The organism is Acidovorax sp., from assembly GCF_047607405.1.
GTDB lineage: Bacteria > Pseudomonadota > Gammaproteobacteria > Burkholderiales > Burkholderiaceae_C > Acidovorax.
This window is the reverse complement of record NZ_JASGDA010000069.1, coordinates 16883-33049: the sequence shown is the minus strand read 5'-3', so window position 1 is coordinate 33049 and position 16167 is coordinate 16883. Positions and strand designations below refer to the sequence as shown.

The 16167-nt window shown below is 69.2% G+C and carries 17 protein-coding genes; 10 read left to right on the top strand and 7 right to left on the bottom strand.

What is annotated here, in order from left to right:
- The 3 genes from QM569_RS08120 to QM569_RS08110 form a co-directional block, all read left to right on the top strand.
- Positions 1-1820 (top strand): mechanosensitive ion channel family protein (locus QM569_RS08120; RefSeq protein ID WP_414986726.1); only part of this gene is annotated, 1820 nt, incomplete at its 5' end.
- 32 nt (positions 1821-1852) lie between these two features.
- Positions 1853-2131, top strand: coding sequence for a YlcI/YnfO family protein (locus tag QM569_RS08115; protein WP_414986725.1), 279 nt, complete (start codon positions 1853-1855; stop codon positions 2129-2131).
- Positions 2128-2439 carry a type II toxin-antitoxin system RelE/ParE family toxin gene (locus tag QM569_RS08110; protein ID WP_414986724.1) on the top strand — a complete coding sequence of 104 codons (312 nt, stop codon included), beginning with the start codon at positions 2128-2130 and terminating at the stop codon, positions 2437-2439. Before QM569_RS08115 ends, QM569_RS08110 begins: the two co-directional genes overlap by 4 nt.
- A gap of 7 nt (positions 2440-2446) precedes the next feature.
- Here the strand turns inward: QM569_RS08110 and QM569_RS08105 are convergent, their stop codons facing one another.
- The gene (locus QM569_RS08105) at positions 2447-2725 is read right to left on the bottom strand and encodes a hypothetical protein (protein ID WP_414986723.1); all 279 of its coding nucleotides are present in this window, start codon (positions 2723-2725) and stop codon (positions 2447-2449) included.
- A gap of 75 nt (positions 2726-2800) precedes the next feature.
- On the opposite strand from QM569_RS08105, the gene hemA reads away from it, so the two are divergent.
- From hemA to grxD, 4 genes are all read left to right on the top strand, one after another.
- On the top strand, positions 2801-4096 hold the full coding sequence (gene hemA / locus QM569_RS08100) for a glutamyl-tRNA reductase (RefSeq protein WP_414986722.1): 1296 nt from the start codon (positions 2801-2803) through the stop codon (positions 4094-4096).
- Between the two features lie 96 nt (positions 4097-4192).
- A complete protein-coding gene (gene prfA / locus QM569_RS08095; RefSeq protein ID WP_414986721.1) occupies positions 4193-5278 on the top strand; it encodes a peptide chain release factor 1 in 1086 nt (361 codons plus the stop codon).
- A 55-nt stretch (positions 5279-5333) separates the two neighbouring features.
- The gene (prmC, locus tag QM569_RS08090) at positions 5334-6182 is read left to right on the top strand and encodes a peptide chain release factor N(5)-glutamine methyltransferase (RefSeq protein ID WP_414986720.1); all 849 of its coding nucleotides are present in this window, start codon (positions 5334-5336) and stop codon (positions 6180-6182) included.
- A 46-nt stretch (positions 6183-6228) separates the two neighbouring features.
- Complete coding sequence (gene grxD, locus QM569_RS08085; RefSeq protein WP_414986719.1) at positions 6229-6555, top strand: Grx4 family monothiol glutaredoxin; 327 nt, start codon at positions 6229-6231, stop codon at positions 6553-6555.
- A 53-nt stretch (positions 6556-6608) separates the two neighbouring features.
- Here the strand turns inward: grxD and QM569_RS08080 are convergent, their stop codons facing one another.
- Entirely contained in the window at positions 6609-8408 is a 1800-nt protein-coding gene (locus QM569_RS08080; protein ID WP_414986718.1) for a methyl-accepting chemotaxis protein, read from the bottom strand.
- A gap of 156 nt (positions 8409-8564) precedes the next feature.
- Here QM569_RS08080 and QM569_RS08075 point away from each other — a divergent pair, with 156 nt between their 5' ends.
- Positions 8565-9572, top strand: a complete 1008-nt coding sequence (locus QM569_RS08075; protein WP_414986717.1) for an AAA family ATPase — start codon at positions 8565-8567, stop codon at positions 9570-9572.
- 82 nt (positions 9573-9654) lie between these two features.
- Here the strand turns inward: QM569_RS08075 and QM569_RS08070 are convergent, their stop codons facing one another.
- Positions 9655-10047, bottom strand: a complete 393-nt coding sequence (locus QM569_RS08070) for a PIN domain-containing protein (protein ID WP_414986716.1) — start codon at positions 10045-10047, stop codon at positions 9655-9657.
- Entirely contained in the window at positions 10047-10286 is a 240-nt protein-coding gene (locus QM569_RS08065; protein ID WP_414986715.1) for an AbrB/MazE/SpoVT family DNA-binding domain-containing protein, read from the bottom strand. The genes QM569_RS08070 and QM569_RS08065 overlap by 1 nt, the downstream gene beginning before the upstream one ends.
- Positions 10287-10463: 177 nt before the next feature.
- On the opposite strand from QM569_RS08065, the gene QM569_RS08060 reads away from it, so the two are divergent.
- A complete protein-coding gene (locus tag QM569_RS08060; protein ID WP_414986714.1) occupies positions 10464-11798 on the top strand; it encodes a hemolysin family protein in 1335 nt (444 codons plus the stop codon).
- Positions 11799-11839: 41 nt separating this feature from the next.
- On the opposite strand, the gene QM569_RS08055 is transcribed toward QM569_RS08060, so the two are convergent.
- Positions 11840-12499, bottom strand: coding sequence for a lytic transglycosylase domain-containing protein (locus tag QM569_RS08055; protein WP_414986713.1), 660 nt, complete (start codon positions 12497-12499; stop codon positions 11840-11842).
- Positions 12496-14238: a proline--tRNA ligase gene (locus QM569_RS08050; RefSeq protein ID WP_414986712.1), complete on the bottom strand. Its 1743-nt coding sequence runs from the start codon at positions 14236-14238 to the stop codon at positions 12496-12498. Before QM569_RS08050 ends, QM569_RS08055 begins: the two co-directional genes overlap by 4 nt.
- A gap of 92 nt (positions 14239-14330) precedes the next feature.
- On the opposite strand from QM569_RS08050, the gene QM569_RS08045 reads away from it, so the two are divergent.
- Positions 14331-14981 (top strand): RNA pyrophosphohydrolase, encoded by a 651-nt coding sequence (locus tag QM569_RS08045; protein WP_414986711.1) that lies wholly within the window; start codon positions 14331-14333, stop codon positions 14979-14981.
- A gap of 31 nt (positions 14982-15012) precedes the next feature.
- On the opposite strand, the gene proB is transcribed toward QM569_RS08045, so the two are convergent.
- On the bottom strand, positions 15013-16152 hold the full coding sequence (proB, locus tag QM569_RS08040; RefSeq protein ID WP_414986710.1) for a glutamate 5-kinase: 1140 nt from the start codon (positions 16150-16152) through the stop codon (positions 15013-15015).
- Between the last annotated feature and the right edge of the window lie 15 nt (positions 16153-16167).

Genomic DNA, 16167 nt, shown 5'->3' with positions numbered 1-16167 from the left:
TGCGCGCGGCCCTGGCCGCCGCGCTGGCGCCGGGCCAGCGCGCGGCCTTCCTCAGCCAGCTGGCCTGCGCCCTGCTGCTGGTCGTGGCCGGTATTCCGCTGGGCGAATGGCTGCTGGTGCGCGCCGTGCCCGCACGCCTGCCCGCCGGGCGGCTGCGCCGGTCGCTGCTGGCCACGGCCACGGTGGCCCTGTACGTGCTGCTGGCCGCGCTGGCCGTTCAGCTGGCCTGGAGCGCCCTGGCGGTGGACGGCCCGCTGCAGGCCGGCCCCCACGCGCTGGCCCAGGCCAGCGTACAGCTGGCGGCGTTCGCGGCCTTCGTCGTCGGCCTGGGGCATGCGCTGCTGTCGCGCAGGCGCAGCTCCTGGCGGCTGCCCGGCATCACGGACGAGTTGGCCCGGCGCCTGAGCCCCTACCCGTGGTGGATCGCCCTCGTGGCCGCGCTGGGCGGGCTGGCGACCGAGGTGAACGGCATCGTCGGCGCCAGCCCGGTCGCCGAGGTGATGGTGAACGTGGTCACGGCGCTGCTGCTCTCGGCCATCGTGGCCCTGGCGCTGCGCCCCCTGCGCGCCAGCCCTGCCGCCACGCCGCCGGACCAGGACGCGCCAGCGCCCCGCCCGGTGTGGGTGGGCCTGCTCATGGCGGCGGCAGGGGTGGGCGTGGCGGCCACGGTGCTGCTGGTGGCCCTGGGCTACGTGGCGCTGGCGGGCACGCTCACGCGGCAGATGCTGTGGACCGGCGTGGTCTTCGCCAGCGCGTACCTGCTGTTCCTGCTGGTGGACGACGTGTGCGAGGCCGTGCTCTCGTCCCAGGGCGGCTTCGGCGCGCGGCTGCACCAGGGGCTGGGCATCGACGCGCCGCTGCTCGACCAGGCCGCCGTGCTCGTGTCCGGCCTGCTGCGCGTGGCGCTGTTCTTCTACATGGTGATCGCGCTCATGGCGCCCCTGGGCACGGGGCCGGACGAGGTCTTCCGCCGGGGCAGCACCGTGGACCACAGCATCCAGGTGGGCGACTTCACGCTGGCGCCGCAGGCCCTGTTCACGGCGCTGGCGGTGGCGGCGGCGGGGCTGCTGCTGATCCGCATGTTCAAGCGCTGGCTCACCGAGCGCTACTTTCCCCACACCGCGCTGGACCCGGGCATGCGCAGCTCCATCACCACGCTGCTGGGCTACGTGGGCGGCGTGGTGGTGATCGCCTTCGCGCTGGCGGGCCTGGGCATCAGCGTGGAGCGCATCGCCTGGGTGGCCAGCGCGCTGTCGGTGGGCATCGGCTTCGGGCTGCAGGCCATCGTGCAGAACTTCATCTCGGGCCTGATCCTGCTGGCCGAGCGGCCCGTGCGGGTGGGCGACTGGGTGGTGCTGGGCGACACCGAGGGCGACGTGCGCCGCGTGAACGTGCGCGCCACCGAGATCCAGCTCGGCGACCGCTCCACCGTGATCGTGCCCAACTCGGAGTTCATCACCAAGACCGTGCGCAACATGACGCTGACCGGCGCGCCGGGCCGCGTGCAGCTGCGCCTGCCCGCGCCGCTGGACACGGACGCGCAGCGCATGCGCGCGCTGATCCTGGCGGCCTTCGAGTCGCACGAGGGCATCCTGGACGACCCCGCCCCGGTAGTGCAGCTCGAAGGCATCCAGAACGGCACGCTCACCTTCCTGGCGACCGGCTACGTCAGCAACCCGCGCAACGCGGGCGGGGTGCGCAGCGACCTGCTGTTTTGCATCCTGGACGCGCTGCGCGCAGCCGGGCTGGCGCTGTCGCCGCCCGCCACCACGGCGGTGGCGCAGGCGCAGCGCGAGAGCGGCGACCCGCCTGTCGCATAGCAATTGCACTGCAATCACGGTACGATGGCGCGATGAAGACCGCCCAACTCCCGCCCGTGCGCGTGCCCCCTGCGGTACGGCAGGCCATCGAAAGCGTGCTGCTCGAAGGCGAAACGCTCTCGCAGTTCGTCGAACAGGCCACCGTGCAAGCGGCCCGGCGGCGCAAGGCACAGCTGGAGTTCGTGGAGCGTGGGCGTGCATCGCTCGCGCAAGCGCGCGCGACGGGCGACCTGCACGATGCGGTCGAGGCCCTGTCCGCCATGCAGCAGCGGCTGGCAGGCCGCATGGGCGCGCTGCGCCAGGGCTCGTGAGCTACGCCGTCCGCCTCACCGGCGGGGCGCTGGACGACTTGCGGCGGCTCGAAGACTTCCTGGTGGAAACGGCGCTCGCGCACGGGGACTTCGACCTGCCGGAACGCGCCCTGGCCGCCATCCGGCGCGAATTCGGCATCCTGGAGCGCAACCCTTTCACCTGCCGCATCGCCTTCGACGACCGGCTGGAGCGCGAACTGGTGATTCCGTTTGGCGCTGCGGGCTACGTGGCCCTGCTCCACATCGTCAGCGACAGCGAGGTAGTCGTCTCCGCCATCCGCCACCAGCGCGAAGACGACTACCACTGAGGAACGGTCAGCCCCGCCAGCCGCGCACCAGCACCCACTGGCAACTGGCACAGGCCAGCACCAGCGCGGCATAGGTCAGCATCTTGCCGTCGCGGCCCCACAGCACCAGCCCGCCCGCCAGCACCGCCACGCCAACTACAAAAATAATAGCTACCTGCCCAATCAGGGAAAGCGCCAGAGCCCCTTTTGGCTTGAAAAATCGCCCAGCCAGCGCCAGCAGCACGGCCAGGGCGGCGGCGGGCGCAGCGAAGTTGAGCAGGTGGTTGAAGGTGTGCAGTGCGTCCATGGGCGAATTGACCCACGTCAAGGCCAGTCCAGGCAGGGCCACGCGCGGGAGCCGGGAATTTTATAATCGCAGCCCATGGCAGTCTGGGCCCTCGGCATCAACCACACCACCGCGCCGCTCGACCTGCGTGGCCGGTTCGCGTTCGCGCTCGACCAGATCGCCCCCACGCTGCACGGCCTGCGCCAGGCGCTGGGCAGCGCCAGCCGCCACCCGGGCGTGGAGACAGCCATCATCTCCACCTGCAACCGCACCGAAATCTACTGCGCCGCAGAGGCCCCCGCGCTGGACCACACGCTGGGCTGGCTGGCGCAAAGCGGCGGCGTGAGCCCGGCGCTGCTGCGCTCGCACTCCTACGCGCTCGAAGACAGCCTCGTCGCGCGCCATGCCTTCCGCGTGGCCAGCGGGCTCGATTCCATGGTGCTGGGCGAGGCGCAGATCCTCGGCCAGATGAAGGACGCCGTGCGCGCCGCCGAGACCGCAGGCGCCCTGGGCACCACGCTCAACCAGCTTTTCCAGCGCAGCTTTGCCGTAGCCAAGGAGGTGCGCACCAGCACCGAGATCGGCGCGCACAGCATCAGCATGGCGGCGGCGGCCGTGCGGCTGGCGGGGCAGCTCTTTGAAGACCTGTCGAAGATCCGCGTGCTGTTCGTCGGCGCGGGCGAGATGATCGAGCTGTGCGCCACGCACTTCGCGGCCAAGACGCCGAAGCAGATCTCCATCGCCAACCGCACGCTGGAGCGCGGCGAAAAGCTCGCCACCCGCTTCGGCGGCGAGGTGATGCGCCTGGCCGACCTGCCCGAGCGCCTGCACGAGTTCGACGCCGTCATCAGCTGCACGGCCAGCAGCCTGCCCATCATCGGCCTGGGCGCCGTGGAGCGCGCGCTCAAGAAGCGCCGCCACCGCCCCATGTTCATGGTGGACCTGGCCGTGCCGCGCGACATCGAGCCCGAGGTCAAGGCCCTGGGCGACGTGTACCTGTACACCGTGGACGACCTCGCCAGCGTGGTGCAGACCGCGCAGGCCAACCGCCAGGCGGCGGTGGCGCAGGCCGAGGCCATCATCGACGCGGGCGTGCAGAGCTTCATGCACTGGATGGAGCTGCGCAGCCCCATCGGCACGGAAGGCGGCGTGGTGCCGCTGATCCAGCAGCTCAATGCCCAGGCCGACGAATGGCGCGCGCTGGAGCTGGCCCGCGCACGCAAGCTGCTCGCCAAGGGCGAGGACGTGGACGCGGTGCTGGAGGCGCTGTCGCGCGGCCTCACGCAGAAGATGCTGCACGGCACCCTGGCCGAGCTGCGCGCGGGCGACGCCGGCACGCGCGCGCAGACGGCGCAGACGGTATCGCGCCTGTTCCTGCGCAAAGAGCGTTAGCAACGCTCGCACATTTCAAGCCCAATCGGCCTCCCGCGCTTACTGCATAAGCGCCAGCAGCTACAAGTTCAGTAGCAAACCACTTTCCCGACCCGCATGAAACCCTTTCTCAGAAGCCAGTTGGAACGCTACGCGCAGCGCCTGGGTGAACTCGACTTCCTGCTGTCCCGCGAGGACATCATGGCCGACATGGCGCAGTACCGCACCATCTCCAAGGAGCACGCCGAGGTCACGCAGATCGCGGGCCGCTACGCCCGCCACCAGCAGCGCGAAGCCGACCTGGCAGGCGCGCGCGAGATGCTCGAAGACCCCGACATGGCCGAGATGGCGCAGGAAGAAATCTCCGCCGCCGAGGCCGAGCTGGCGCAGCTCGAAGACGAGCTGCAGCGCCTGCTGCTGCCCAAAGACCCCGACGACGCGCGCAACGCCTTCGTCGAAATCCGCGCGGGCACGGGCGGCGACGAATCGGCCCTGTTCGCGGGCGACTTGACGCGCATGTACACGCGCTACGCCGCCAGCCAGGGCTGGAAGGTCGAGGTGGTCAGCGAGAACGCGGCCGAGCTGGGCGGCTACAAGGAGATCGTGCTGCGCATCGAGGGCGACCATGTGTACGGCGCGCTCAAGTTCGAATCCGGCGGTCACCGCGTGCAGCGCGTGCCCGCCACCGAGACGCAGGGCCGCATCCACACCAGCGCCTGCACCGTGGCCGTGATGCCCGAGCCGGACGAGCACGAGGCGATCAAGCTCAACCCGGCCGATTTGCGCATCGACACCTTCCGCGCCAGCGGCGCGGGCGGGCAGCACATCAACAAGACCGACTCGGCCGTGCGCGTGGTCCACCTGCCCACCGGCATCGTCGCCGAATGCCAGGACGGTCGCAGCCAGCACAGCAACAAGGCCAAGGCGCTGCAGGTGCTGCAGGCGCGCATTCAAGAGAAAGAGCGCAGCGAGCGCGCCGCCAAGGAGGCCGCCTTGCGCAAGGGCCTGATCGGCAGCGGCGACCGCAGCGACCGCATCCGCACCTACAACTTTCCGCAGGGGCGGCTGACGGACCACCGCATCAACCTCACGCTGTACAAGCTGCTGGCCGTGATGGAAGGCGACCTCTCCGACGTGCTGCAGGCCCTGCAACACGCCCGCGAGGCCGAGCAGCTGGAAGAACTGGAAATGGGTGCGGTTTAAGCCAAATCGGCCCCTAGCGCTTACTGGACAAGCGCAAGCAGCTATCAAAACAAGAGTGAACGCATCCTGCACCATCGCCCAGGCACTCGCCCAGGCCCACGCCCTGGGCCTGGCACGCATCGACGCCCAGATGCTGCTGCTGCACGCCCTGGCCCGCCCCGACGCAGGCCGCGCGTGGCTGCTGGCGCACGACACCGACACGCTCACGCCCGCCCAGCACGCACGCTTCACCGCCCTGTGCCAGCGCCGCGCCGCAGGCGAGCCCGTGGCCTACCTCACGGGCACCAAAGAGTTCTACGGCCTGGCCCTGCAAGTCGATGCCCGCGTGCTCGACCCGCGCCCCGACACCGAAACGCTGGTGGACTGGGCGCTGCAAGTGCTGGCCCCCCTGCCCGCCCCGCGCATCGCCGACCTGGGCACCGGCAGCGGCGCCATCGCCCTGGCTCTGCAAAGCCAACGCCCCACCGCCCGGGTGCTGGCCGTGGACGCGAGCGAGGACGCCCTGGCCGTCGCCCGCGCGAACGCCCGGCGCCTGGGCCTGCCCGTGCGCTTCGCGGCGGGGGACTGGCTGGCGGGCCTGGCGCAAGACGAGGGCCCGTTCGACGCCATCGTGTCCAACCCGCCCTACATCGCAGCGGACGACCCGCACCTGCGCGCACTCACCCACGAGCCCCTGCAGGCCCTCGCCAGCGGCCCCGACGGGCTTGACGACCTCCGCGCCATCATCGCCCAGGCCCCTGCCCGCCTCGCGCCCGGCGGCTGGCTGCTGCTGGAGCACGGCCACGACCAGGCCGAAGCCGTGCGCGCCCTGCTCGCGGCCCGGGGCTTCGCCCAGGTGCAAAGCCGCAACGACCTGGCCGGCATCGCGCGCTGCTCGGGCGGGCTATGGCAGACGGTGAAATAATCCACGCCATTGCGGCCCCGCAGCTTTCCCCTTTCAAGGAGTCCCCATGAGCGACAACACCCAGCAACGCATCGACCAACTGGTCAAATCCAACGACATCCTGCTGTTCATGAAGGGCAGCGCCAGCTTTCCGATGTGCGGCTTTTCGGGCCGTGCGGTGCAGATCCTGAAAGCCTGCGGCGTGGACCCCAAGAGCATCGCCACCGTGAACGTGCTGGAGGACGACGCCATCCGCCAGGGCATCAAGGACTACAGCCACTGGCCCACCATTCCGCAGCTCTACGTGAAGGGCGAGTTCATCGGCGGCTCGGACATCATGATGGAGATGTACGAGTCGGGCGAGTTGCAGCAGCTGCTGGGCGCGCAGGGCTGACCTGCCCTGCCCCGCCGCCAGAGCCGCCTTCGGGCGGCTCTTTCTTTTTGGGCTTATGCCAGCCGGAAGGCCCCCGCCGCCTGCGCCAGGCTGCCCGCCTGCTCGCGCAGGCTGGCGGCGGCGGCGGACGACTCCTCGACCAGCGCCGCGTTCTGCTGCGTCATCTGGTCGAGCTGGTTCACGGTGTCGTTGACCTGGGCGATGCCCACGCTCTGCTCGTCCGCTGCGGTGCGCAGCTCGTTGATGATGGACGCCACGCGCCCCACCTGGCCCACCAGCTCCTGCATGGTGCCGCCGGTGCGCGCCACCAGGTCCACGCCCGTCTCGACCTGGCCGCTGGAGTCGGTGATGAGCGTGCGGATCTCCTTGGCCGACTGGCCCGCGCGCTGGGCCAGCGTGCGCACCTCGGACGCCACCACGGCAAAGCCGCGCCCGTGCTCGCCCGCGCGCGCCGCCTCGACGGCAGCGTTCAGCGCCAGGATGTTGGTCTGGAAGGCGATGCCGTCAATGACCGTGGTGATGGCGGCGATGCGCCCGGACGCGCCCTTGATGGCCTCCATGGTGCGCACCACCTCGCCCACCATCTCGCCGCCCGCAGCGGCCACGCGCGCTGCCTCGCCCGCCATCTGGTCGGCCTGGCGCGCCGATTCGGCCGAGTGCCGCACGGTGGCGGTCAGCTCCTCCAGCGCCGAGGCCGCGCTTTGCAGGCTGGTGGCGGTCTGCTCGGTGCGGGTGGACAGGTCCTGGTTGCCCAGCGCGATCTCCTCGGTGGCCACGCGCACGGACTCGCTGGTGTCGCGCATGCCCGCCAGCAGGTGGCTCATCTTGCCGACGAAGGCGTTGAACGACGCGGCGATCTGCGCCACCTCATCCTGGCCGTTCGCGGGCAGGCGCTTGCTCAGGTCGCCGTCGCCGCTGGCCACGTCGGCCATGGCGTCGCGCACGCGGTTGAGCTGGCCGAAGGCGCGGCCCGTCAGCGCCCCCATCACGATGACGGCGACCAGCACCAGCGCCAGCGTCACGGCCAGGCTGGTCCACAGCACCGAGCGCAGGCCCGCGTTGGCCTCGGCGCTGTCCAGGGCGATGACGAGGTACCAGCCCGTCTGCTCCAGGCGCGTGATGCGCAGCAGGCGGGCGCGGCCTTCGACCTCGGCCTCGCCGATGGCGCCGCTCGCGGCCAGCTCGCCCAGCCGCTCGGCGCTGAGGCCGGGGGCGATGTCCGCCAGGGGCTTGAGCGCCAGTTCAGGGTCGGGGTGGGCCACCAGGATGTTGCCCGCGCCCACCAGAAAGCCCAGGCTGCTGGGCGTGGGCTTGATGGCCGAGACGTTGGCGCTCACCCCGTCCATCAGCACCGAGGCGGCAAGCACCGCGCCCAGCTGGCCCTGGTCCTTGATGGGCGTGGCGAAGGTCACCAGCATCTTGTTGCGGCCTGCATCGCGGTAGGGCATGGTGACCACGGGTTTGCCAGACTCGGCCGCCTGCTTGAACCAGACGCGCTGCGTGGGGTCGAAATCCGGCTTGATGCCGATGTCGCGCGAGAACGCATGGCGCTTGTCCGGAAAGCCGACGAAGGCCACGTCGAAGCCGCCGGACTTCTCCAGCTGCTGCAGCACCGGCATGGGTTCACCCAGGTTGAGCTGCGCCGCCGCACCCTGTACGGCCTGCTGCTTGCCCGCCAGCCAGTCGCCAATGGCCAACCCGTGTGCGCGGCTGAGCGAGTCGAGCAAGGCGGCGATGGACTGCTGGTTGTGCCGGTTGCTGGCCCACAGGGAGCCGAGGGTGGCAGCCAGCAACGCCAGCACGACGATGGCGACGGAAGTCAGGAGCAAGCGGGCGCGCAGGGTCTTGGGCATGGTGCGGCTGCGGTGTAAGGAAATGGAAAGCATTGTAGGACGCCGCCCTGCGCCCCAACGTGGCGCAATCCCCACGCCCCGCCACCGGCCATGCCATGCGGGCACGTTGTGTGCTTGAATAATCGCGTGAACCGAACCGACGGAAAGGAGCCTGCCATGAACAGCCAAGCCCTTGTTCCCCAAGCCCCGGCCCTGCGCCTGCCGGTGGCCCAGATCCGCCACGTGTTCCGCCCCGGCGACGTGGAGCGCAAGCTCGCCCGCATCCAGGAATCGGGCAGCCAGCGCGAATACGAAACCCTGCGCACCGTCTATGAGCGCATGCTGGAGCGCGGCCCCGAGCGCTTCCAGGTCAAGCCCTCGGGCGTGCCCGACATGGCGGACCTGTACGAGCAGCTGCCCAACTTCACCGAGGTGCTGGACGACGTGAAGCGCCACGTGGCCCTGGCGCAGGACAGCAGCGACGGCCTGGAGGTCACGCCCATGCTGCTGCTGGGCCCGCCCGGCATCGGCAAGACGCACTTCGCGCGCCAGTTGGCCGAGCTGCTGGGCACGGGCATGAACCTGCTACCCATGAGCTCGATGACGGCGGGCTGGCTGCTCTCGGGCTCGTCCGCGCAATGGAAGGGCGCGCGCCCCGGCAAGGTGTTCGAGGCGCTGGTGGAAGGCGAGTACGCCAACCCCGTGATCGTGGTGGACGAGATCGACAAAGCCGCGAGCGACGCGCAGTACGACCCGCTGGGCGCGCTGTACGGCCTGCTGGAGCACGACACGGCGCAGAGCTTCACCGACGAGTTCGCCGAGGTCGCCATCGACGCGAGCCAGGTCATCTGGATCACCACGGCGAACGACAGCCGGGGCATCCCCGACCCCATCCTGAACCGCATGAACGTGTTCGAGGTGCAGGCGCCCACGCCCGAACAGGCCCGCGCCATCGCGCGCAACCTGTACCAGGGCATCCGCGCCGGTCACGACTGGGGGCGGCTGATCGACCCCGAGCCGAAGGACGACGTGCTCGACCTGCTGGCCCAGATGCCGCCGCGCGAGATGCGCCGCGCGCTCATGACGGGCTTCGGCAACGCGCGGCTGGACCAGCGCGGCACGGTGGAGGTGGCCGACCTGCCCAGGGCGGCCCCGGGGCGTGGGCGCATCGGGTTCGTGCAATAGCCGGGGGACGTTCAAACAGCGCGCAGCGCTCGCCAGGATGCTTACCTGGGTGCCTTGCGCGCCTTGCCGCAGGCACGCTGACTCACAGCAACGCCATCCCCGCATACCGTGCGGCGCGCTCGTCGAACGTCATGGTCTGGGTGCAGCCCGCATGCGCCGCCGAGCGCTCGATCAGGCAATCGGGCCAATCCGACTTTCCGGCCTGGAACACGCGCAGCGCCCGCACCACCACGTCCACCCGCTCCACCACGAACTGCTTGGTGCGAATGACGGCCTCCAGGGCGCTGGCCGCCTGTGCTTCCGAAAGGCCGTAGCAAGAGGTCAGCACCCAATACAGCTCAACCACGCTCACCAGCGCGATGAAGCCAGGGTTGTCGGCGTCCAGCGACTCGACCAGTTCAGTAGCTTTGGCGGATTGACCGGGGTCGTCCTGCATGATGTAACGCACCAGCACGTTCGTATCCAGGCCGATCATCAGGCCTGCGCTCCCCTGGCTGCGATGGCGGCATTCATCGCATCAATGGAAACAGGTTTGGCGACCTTGCCAAACATGCCCTTGAGTTCAGTCACCTCCCGCGTGACGGCAACGAACTCGTACCGCCCCGGCGCGATGGGTACGAACTCGACCCTGTCGCCTGTATCGACCTGAAGATCGGCACGAACGCTCGCAGGGATGGTGATCTGGCCTTTGGTGGTGATGGTGGCTGTGGTCATGCTGGGCACTCCTGACTCCTTACTTTAGGGTAAGGAGGAACGGGAGACAAGCCTGGCAGCGCATCTGTTTTTTCAAAAAAGCCATACGCCCGCCGTGGCATGCCTGCGCCCATTGGCCCGCAATGGAGCCCCAGGTGGGACGGCAGTCAGGCCGCTTACACTTTCGGGCTGCCTACCATGACGCTCACGCAAAGCCTCTTCGTCATCGCGCTGCTGATCGCCGCCAGCGCCTTCTTCTCCATGGCCGAGATCTCGCTGGCCGCCGCGCGCCGCCTGCGCCTGCGGCAGATGGCCGACGAAGGCGACGCGCGCGCCGACCGCGTGCTGCGCATGCAGGAGCAGCCGGGCGACTACTTCACCGTGGTGCAGGTGGGGCAGAACGCGGTGGCAATCCTGGGCGGCATCGTGGGCGAAGGCGCTCTCAGCCCGCACTTCACCGCCCTCTTGGCACCCTGGATGGGCGCGTCGCGGGCCGAGACGGTGGGGTTTCTGTGTTCGTTCTTCGTCATCACCTCGCTGTTCATCCTGCTGGCCGACCTGTTCCCCAAGCGCCTGGGCATGGCCGAGCCCGAGCGGCAGGCCGTGCGGCTGGCGCGGCCCATGGGCGCGCTCATCGGCCTGCTGCGGCCCGTGGTGTGGCTGTACAGCCGGGGGGCGGACGCGCTGCTGCGCCTGCTGGGCCTGCCCTCGCTGCGCGACGACCGCATCACGTCCGACGACATCCTGGCGACCATGGAGGCGGGCGCGCGCGCCGGGGTGCTGGCGGCGCGCGAGCAGCGGGTCATCACCAACGTGTTCGAGCTGGACACGCGCACCGTCTCCAGCGCCATGTCGCCGCGCGACCGCATCGCGTTCTTCCTGCGCGACGAGCCCGATTCGGTGATCCGCCTGCGCATCGCGGCCGAGCCGTTTTCGACCTACCCGGTGTGCGAGGGCGACATCGACCACGTGGTGGGCTACGTGGACGCCAAGGACCTGTTCCAGCGTGTGCTGAACAACCAGCCCATCTCGCTGGCCGACGACAGCCTGGTGCGCAAGGTGCTCATCGTGCCCGACCGGCTCACGCTGTCCGAGGTGCTGGAGCAGTTCCGCCACGTCCACGAGGACTTCGCCGTCATCGTCAACGAATACAGCCTGGTGGTGGGCGTGGTCACGCTCAATGACGTGATGAGCACCGTCATGGGCGACCTGGTCGGCCCGCCGGACGAGGAGCAGATCGTGCGGCGCGATGAAAATTCGTGGCTGATCGACGGCGTGACGCCTGTGCAGGACGTGTTGCACGCGCTGTCGCTGGACGAGCTGCCGCACGCCGAGGAGTACGAGACGCTGGCGGGCTTCTTGATGGTGATGCTGCGCCGCGTGCCGCGCCGCACCGACAGCGTGAGCTGGGGCGGCTACAAGTTCGAGGTGCTGGACGTGGACAGTTACCGCATCGACCAGGTGATGGTGTCGCGCATCGACGCAGCGGCCTCCGGAGCCCCCGCCAAAAATATGAATGAAATTGGCCTCTAGCGCTTATCCAGCAAGCGCTAGCAGCTATCAAAACAGTAGTATCAAGCCGCAGGCGGCAGCGCGGGCTTGTCGAACAGGTAGTTGCGCTGGGCGCCGAACACGGCGTCCGGGTACGGCGAGCGGCCCCGGCTGCCGTTGTAGCGGCCCAGCGCCATGAACAGGTCGCCCTTTTCGCGGTCGATGTAGTGGCGCAGGATGACGCAGCCGAAGCGCAGGTTGGTCTGCATGTGGAACAGCTTGCTCGCGTCACCGTCGCCGATCACGCGGGTCCAGAACGGCATCACCTGCATGTAGCCGCGCGCGCCCACGCTGGAGACGGCGAACTTGCGGAACGCGCTCTCCACCTGGATCAGCCCCAGCACCAGCGACACGTCCAGCCCCGCGCGCTTGGACTCGTACCACACGGTCTGCAGGAAGTCGCGGCGCACCTCCCAGTCGGGCTTGCGGCGGCGCAGGCGGTCGCTCATGGTGCCCAGCCAGCGCAGGTAGTGCAGGCGCGATTCGGTGGTGAAGAAATGCGGCTCGGGCGGCGCCTGGTTGGCAATGGCGGAGCTGAGCGCGGTGCGCACGGAGTCGGCCAGCGGCTCTTCGATCTGCCCGCCCGCCCAGGCCGCCTGCGGCGCCGCCAGCCACGCGGCAGGCGCGGCCAGGCCCGCTGCCGACAGCAGACAGGCGCGGCGGGATACCTGCCCCGTGCTCATACGGCGATGCGGCCCTTCACGTGGGCCAGGATGTCGGCCACGGCCACCTTGGTGGCGGCGGCGTCTCGGCGGTGCTGGTACTCGACCACGCCGTCCTTCAGGCTCTTGTCGCCAATGGTCACGCGGTGCGGCACGCCGATCAGCTCCCAGTCGGCGAACATGGCGCCGGGGCGCTCGCCGCGGTCGTCCAGGATCACGTCCACGCCTGCGGCCAGCAGGTCGGCGTAGATCTGCTCGGCGGTGGCCTTGACGACCTCGCTGCGGTCCATGCCCACGGGGCAGACGACCACGGTGAAGGGCGCGATGGCGTCGGGCCAGATGATGCCGCGCTCGTCGTGGTTCTGCTCGATGGCGGCGGCGGGCAGGCGCGTGATGCCGATGCCGTAGCAGCCCATTTCAAAGAAGGCAGGCTTGCCGTCTTCGCCCAAAAAGGTCGCGTTCATGGCCTTGGAATACTTGGTGCCGAGGTAGAAGACATGGCCGACTTCGATACCGCGCTCGATGGCGAGTTCACCCTGGCCGTCGGGCGAGCGGTCGCCCGCCACCACGTTGCGCAGGTCGGCAACAAAGTCGGGCTCGGGCAGGTCGCGGCCCCAGTTCACGCCGGTGATGTGGAAGTCCACCTCGTTGGCGCCGCAGATCCAGTCGGCCATCACGGCCACGTCGCGGTCGGCGACGATCTTGAGCGGCTTCTTCAGGCCGATGGGGCCCAGGTAGCCGGGCTTGCAGCCGAAGTGGTCCTCGATCTCGCCCAGGGTGGCGAAGCGAAAGCCCGCCAGGCCCGGCACCTTGCCCACCTTGATCTCGTTCATGTCGTGGTCGCCGCGCAGCAGCAGCAGCCAGACGGTGCTCTTGACGGTCTCGCCCGCCGCGTTGGTCTCGTCGGTGGCCAGCACCAGCGACTTCACGGTGGTGGTGAGCGGCACGCCCAGCAGCTCGGCTACGTCGGCGCAGGTGGCCTTGCCGGGCGTGGGCGTCTTTTGCATGGCCTTGGCGGGCGCGGGGCGCGGGCCGGCGGGCGCCAGGGCCTCGGCCTTTTCCATGTTGGCGGCGTAGTCGCTGCCGGGGCAATAGACGATGGCGTCCTCGCCCGTGGCGGCGATCACTTGAAATTCTTCGCTCAGGTCGCCGCCGATGGCGCCGCTGTCCGCCGCCACCGCGCGGTAGGTCAGGCCGAAGCGGTCGAAGATGCGGCGGTACGCCTGCGCCATGACCTGGTAGCTGGCCTTGGCCGCGTCCTGGTTCTTGTCGAAGCTGTAGGCGTCCTTCATGATGAACTCGCGTCCGCGCATCAGGCCGAAGCGCGGGCGGCGCTCGTCGCGGAACTTCGTCTGCACCTGGTAGAAGTTCTTGGGCAACTGCTTGTGGCTGCGCAGCTCCTGCCGGGCGATGTCAGTGACCACTTCTTCGCTGGTGGGCTGGATCACGAAGTCGCGCCCGTGGCGGTCCTGGATGCGCAGCAGCTCGGGGCCCATTTTCTCGAAGCGGCCCGTCTCCTGCCACAGCTCGGCGGGCTGCACCACGGGCATGGTCAGCTCGATGGCGCCCGCGCGGTTCATCTCCTCGCGCACGATGGCTTCCACCTTGCGGATCACCCGCAGGCCCATGGGCATGTAGTTGTAGATGCCCGCGCCCAGCTTCTTGATGAGCCCCGCCCGCGTCATGAGCTTGTGGCTGACCACCTCGGCATCCGCCGGGGCTTCCTTCAGGGTGGAGATAAAGAATTGGGATGCTTTCATCGGAATCGGTCGCAGGCGGAACGCGGCGGCCCACTTGCCGCGCGCAAGGCGCCGTGCATAATGGACGCAGTTTAAAAATTTGGGGTTAGATTATGCTTGACCGGGACGGCTTTCGGCCGAACGTCGGCATCATCCTGCTCAACCAGAAGAACCAGGTGTTCTGGGGCAAGCGCATACGCACCCACAGCTGGCAGTTTCCGCAGGGTGGCATTGACCGGGGGGAGAGCCCCGAGCAAGCCATGTTCCGCGAACTGCACGAAGAGGTGGGATTACTGCCCAACCACGTGCGCGTGGTGGCCCGCACAAGGGACTGGTTGCGCTACGAGGTGCCTGACCGGTACATCCGCCGCGACGCGCGCGGCCACTACAGGGGCCAGAAGCAGATCTGGTATCTGCTGCAGCTGCTGGGCCACGACTGGGACCTGAACCTGCGCGCCACCAACCACCCGGAGTTCGACGCCTGGCGCTGGAACGACTACTGGGTGCCGCTGGACGTGGTGGTCGAGTTCAAGCGCGGCGTCTATGAAATGGCGCTGACCGAACTGGCCCGCTACCTGCCCCGCCACGACCAGCGCAACCGCTACCTGCGCAGCGGCATGCGCCCCCGCGAGGGCGAACAGGCCGGGGCCATGTACCGAGCGGGCGCCATGATGGCGAACCCGGGGCTGGAGCTGCCGCCCGGCGCCAGCTTCGACCCTGACCCGCAGAACAGCCAGCCTGCCGATCTGGATGGGCTGAAGTAGAAAGCAAAACGCCTGCTCTCGCAGGCGTTTTTTATTTGCCGACCAGCACCAGATTGTCTCGGTGCACCATCTCGGGCTCCGCGATGTAGCCCAGCAGTTTCTCGAATTCGGTCGATGGCTTGCGGCACAGCAGGCGGGCCTCGGCCGCCGCATAGTTGGCCAGGCCGCGCGCGATCTCCGCGCCCGACGCATCGCGCATGGCGATCACGTCGCCGCGCGAGAAATCGCCCTCCACGGCCGTCATGCCGATGGGCAGCAGGCTCTTGCCCTCGTCGCGCACCTTGGCCGCCGCGCCCGCGTCCACCACCACGGCGCCGCGCAGTTGCAGGTGGTCGGCCATCCACTGCTTGCGGGCCTGCTTCTTCTGCGTCTGCGCCACCAGCAGCGTGCCCAGCGGCTCGCCGCGCACCAGGCGCAGCAGCACGTCGGCCTCGCGCCCCCAGGCGATCACGGTGGAAGCGCCCGAGCCCGCCGCCCGCTTGGCCGCCAATATCTTGGTGATCATGCCGCCCTTGCCGATGCTGGAGCCTGCGCCGCCCGCCATGGCCTCCAGCGCCGGGTCGCCCGCCTTGGCCTCGTGTACGAACTGCGCGGTCGGGTCGCGGCGCGGGTCGGCGGTGTACAGGCCCTTCTGGTCGGTCAGGATGATCAGCGCATCGGCTTCGACCAGATTGGCCACCAGCGCGCCCAGCGTGTCGTTGTCGCCGAACTTGATCTCGTCGTTGACGACCGTGTCGTTCTCGTTGATGACGGGCACCACGCCCAGGCGCAGCAGCGTGAGCAGCGTGGAGCGCGCGTTCAGGTAGCGCTCGCGGTCGGCCAGGTCGGCGTGGGTGAGCAGTACCTGCGCGCTGCCCATGCCCTGCTCGCGCAGCTTGGTTTCGTACATCTGCGCCAGGCCCATCTGGCCGACGGCGGCTGCGGCCTGCAGCTCATGTACCTCGTGCGGCCGCGTGGTCCAGCCCAGGCGCTTCATGCCCTCGGCGATGGCGCCGCTGGAGACCATGACGACCTCGCGCGGCGCGCCGCCGTCACCCCGCACCAGGGCCGCCAGCTGGCGGCTCCATTCGCCGATGGCCGTTTCGTCCAGGCCGCGCCCTTCGTTGGTGACCAGGCTGGAACCCACCTTGACCACGATGCGGCGCGCATCTTGCAATACGCTGGAAACCATTTTTATGAGTCTTTT

What these genes read in the sequence shown, in the direction of transcription:
- QM569_RS08115 (WP_414986725.1), top strand. Translation starts at nt 1,853, where the DNA reads ATGAAGACCGCCCAACTCCCGCCCGTGCGCGTGCCCCCTGCGGTACGG.
- QM569_RS08105 (WP_414986723.1), bottom strand. Translation starts at nt 2,725, where the DNA reads ATGGACGCACTGCACACCTTCAACCACCTGCTCAACTTCGCTGCGCCC.
- hemA (WP_414986722.1), top strand. Translation starts at nt 2,801, where the DNA reads ATGGCAGTCTGGGCCCTCGGCATCAACCACACCACCGCGCCGCTCGAC.
- prfA (WP_414986721.1), top strand. Translation starts at nt 4,193, where the DNA reads ATGAAACCCTTTCTCAGAAGCCAGTTGGAACGCTACGCGCAGCGCCTG.
- grxD (WP_414986719.1), top strand. Translation starts at nt 6,229, where the DNA reads ATGAGCGACAACACCCAGCAACGCATCGACCAACTGGTCAAATCCAAC.
- QM569_RS08080 (WP_414986718.1), bottom strand. Translation starts at nt 8,408, where the DNA reads ATGCCCAAGACCCTGCGCGCCCGCTTGCTCCTGACTTCCGTCGCCATC.
- QM569_RS08075 (WP_414986717.1), top strand. Translation starts at nt 8,565, where the DNA reads ATGAACAGCCAAGCCCTTGTTCCCCAAGCCCCGGCCCTGCGCCTGCCG.
- QM569_RS08070 (WP_414986716.1), bottom strand. Translation starts at nt 10,047, where the DNA reads ATGATCGGCCTGGATACGAACGTGCTGGTGCGTTACATCATGCAGGAC.
- QM569_RS08065 (WP_414986715.1), bottom strand. Translation starts at nt 10,286, where the DNA reads ATGACCACAGCCACCATCACCACCAAAGGCCAGATCACCATCCCTGCG.
- QM569_RS08060 (WP_414986714.1), top strand. Translation starts at nt 10,464, where the DNA reads ATGACGCTCACGCAAAGCCTCTTCGTCATCGCGCTGCTGATCGCCGCC.
- QM569_RS08055 (WP_414986713.1), bottom strand. Translation starts at nt 12,499, where the DNA reads ATGAGCACGGGGCAGGTATCCCGCCGCGCCTGTCTGCTGTCGGCAGCG.
- QM569_RS08050 (WP_414986712.1), bottom strand. Translation starts at nt 14,238, where the DNA reads ATGAAAGCATCCCAATTCTTTATCTCCACCCTGAAGGAAGCCCCGGCG.
- QM569_RS08045 (WP_414986711.1), top strand. Translation starts at nt 14,331, where the DNA reads ATGCTTGACCGGGACGGCTTTCGGCCGAACGTCGGCATCATCCTGCTC.
- proB (WP_414986710.1), bottom strand. Translation starts at nt 16,152, where the DNA reads ATGGTTTCCAGCGTATTGCAAGATGCGCGCCGCATCGTGGTCAAGGTG.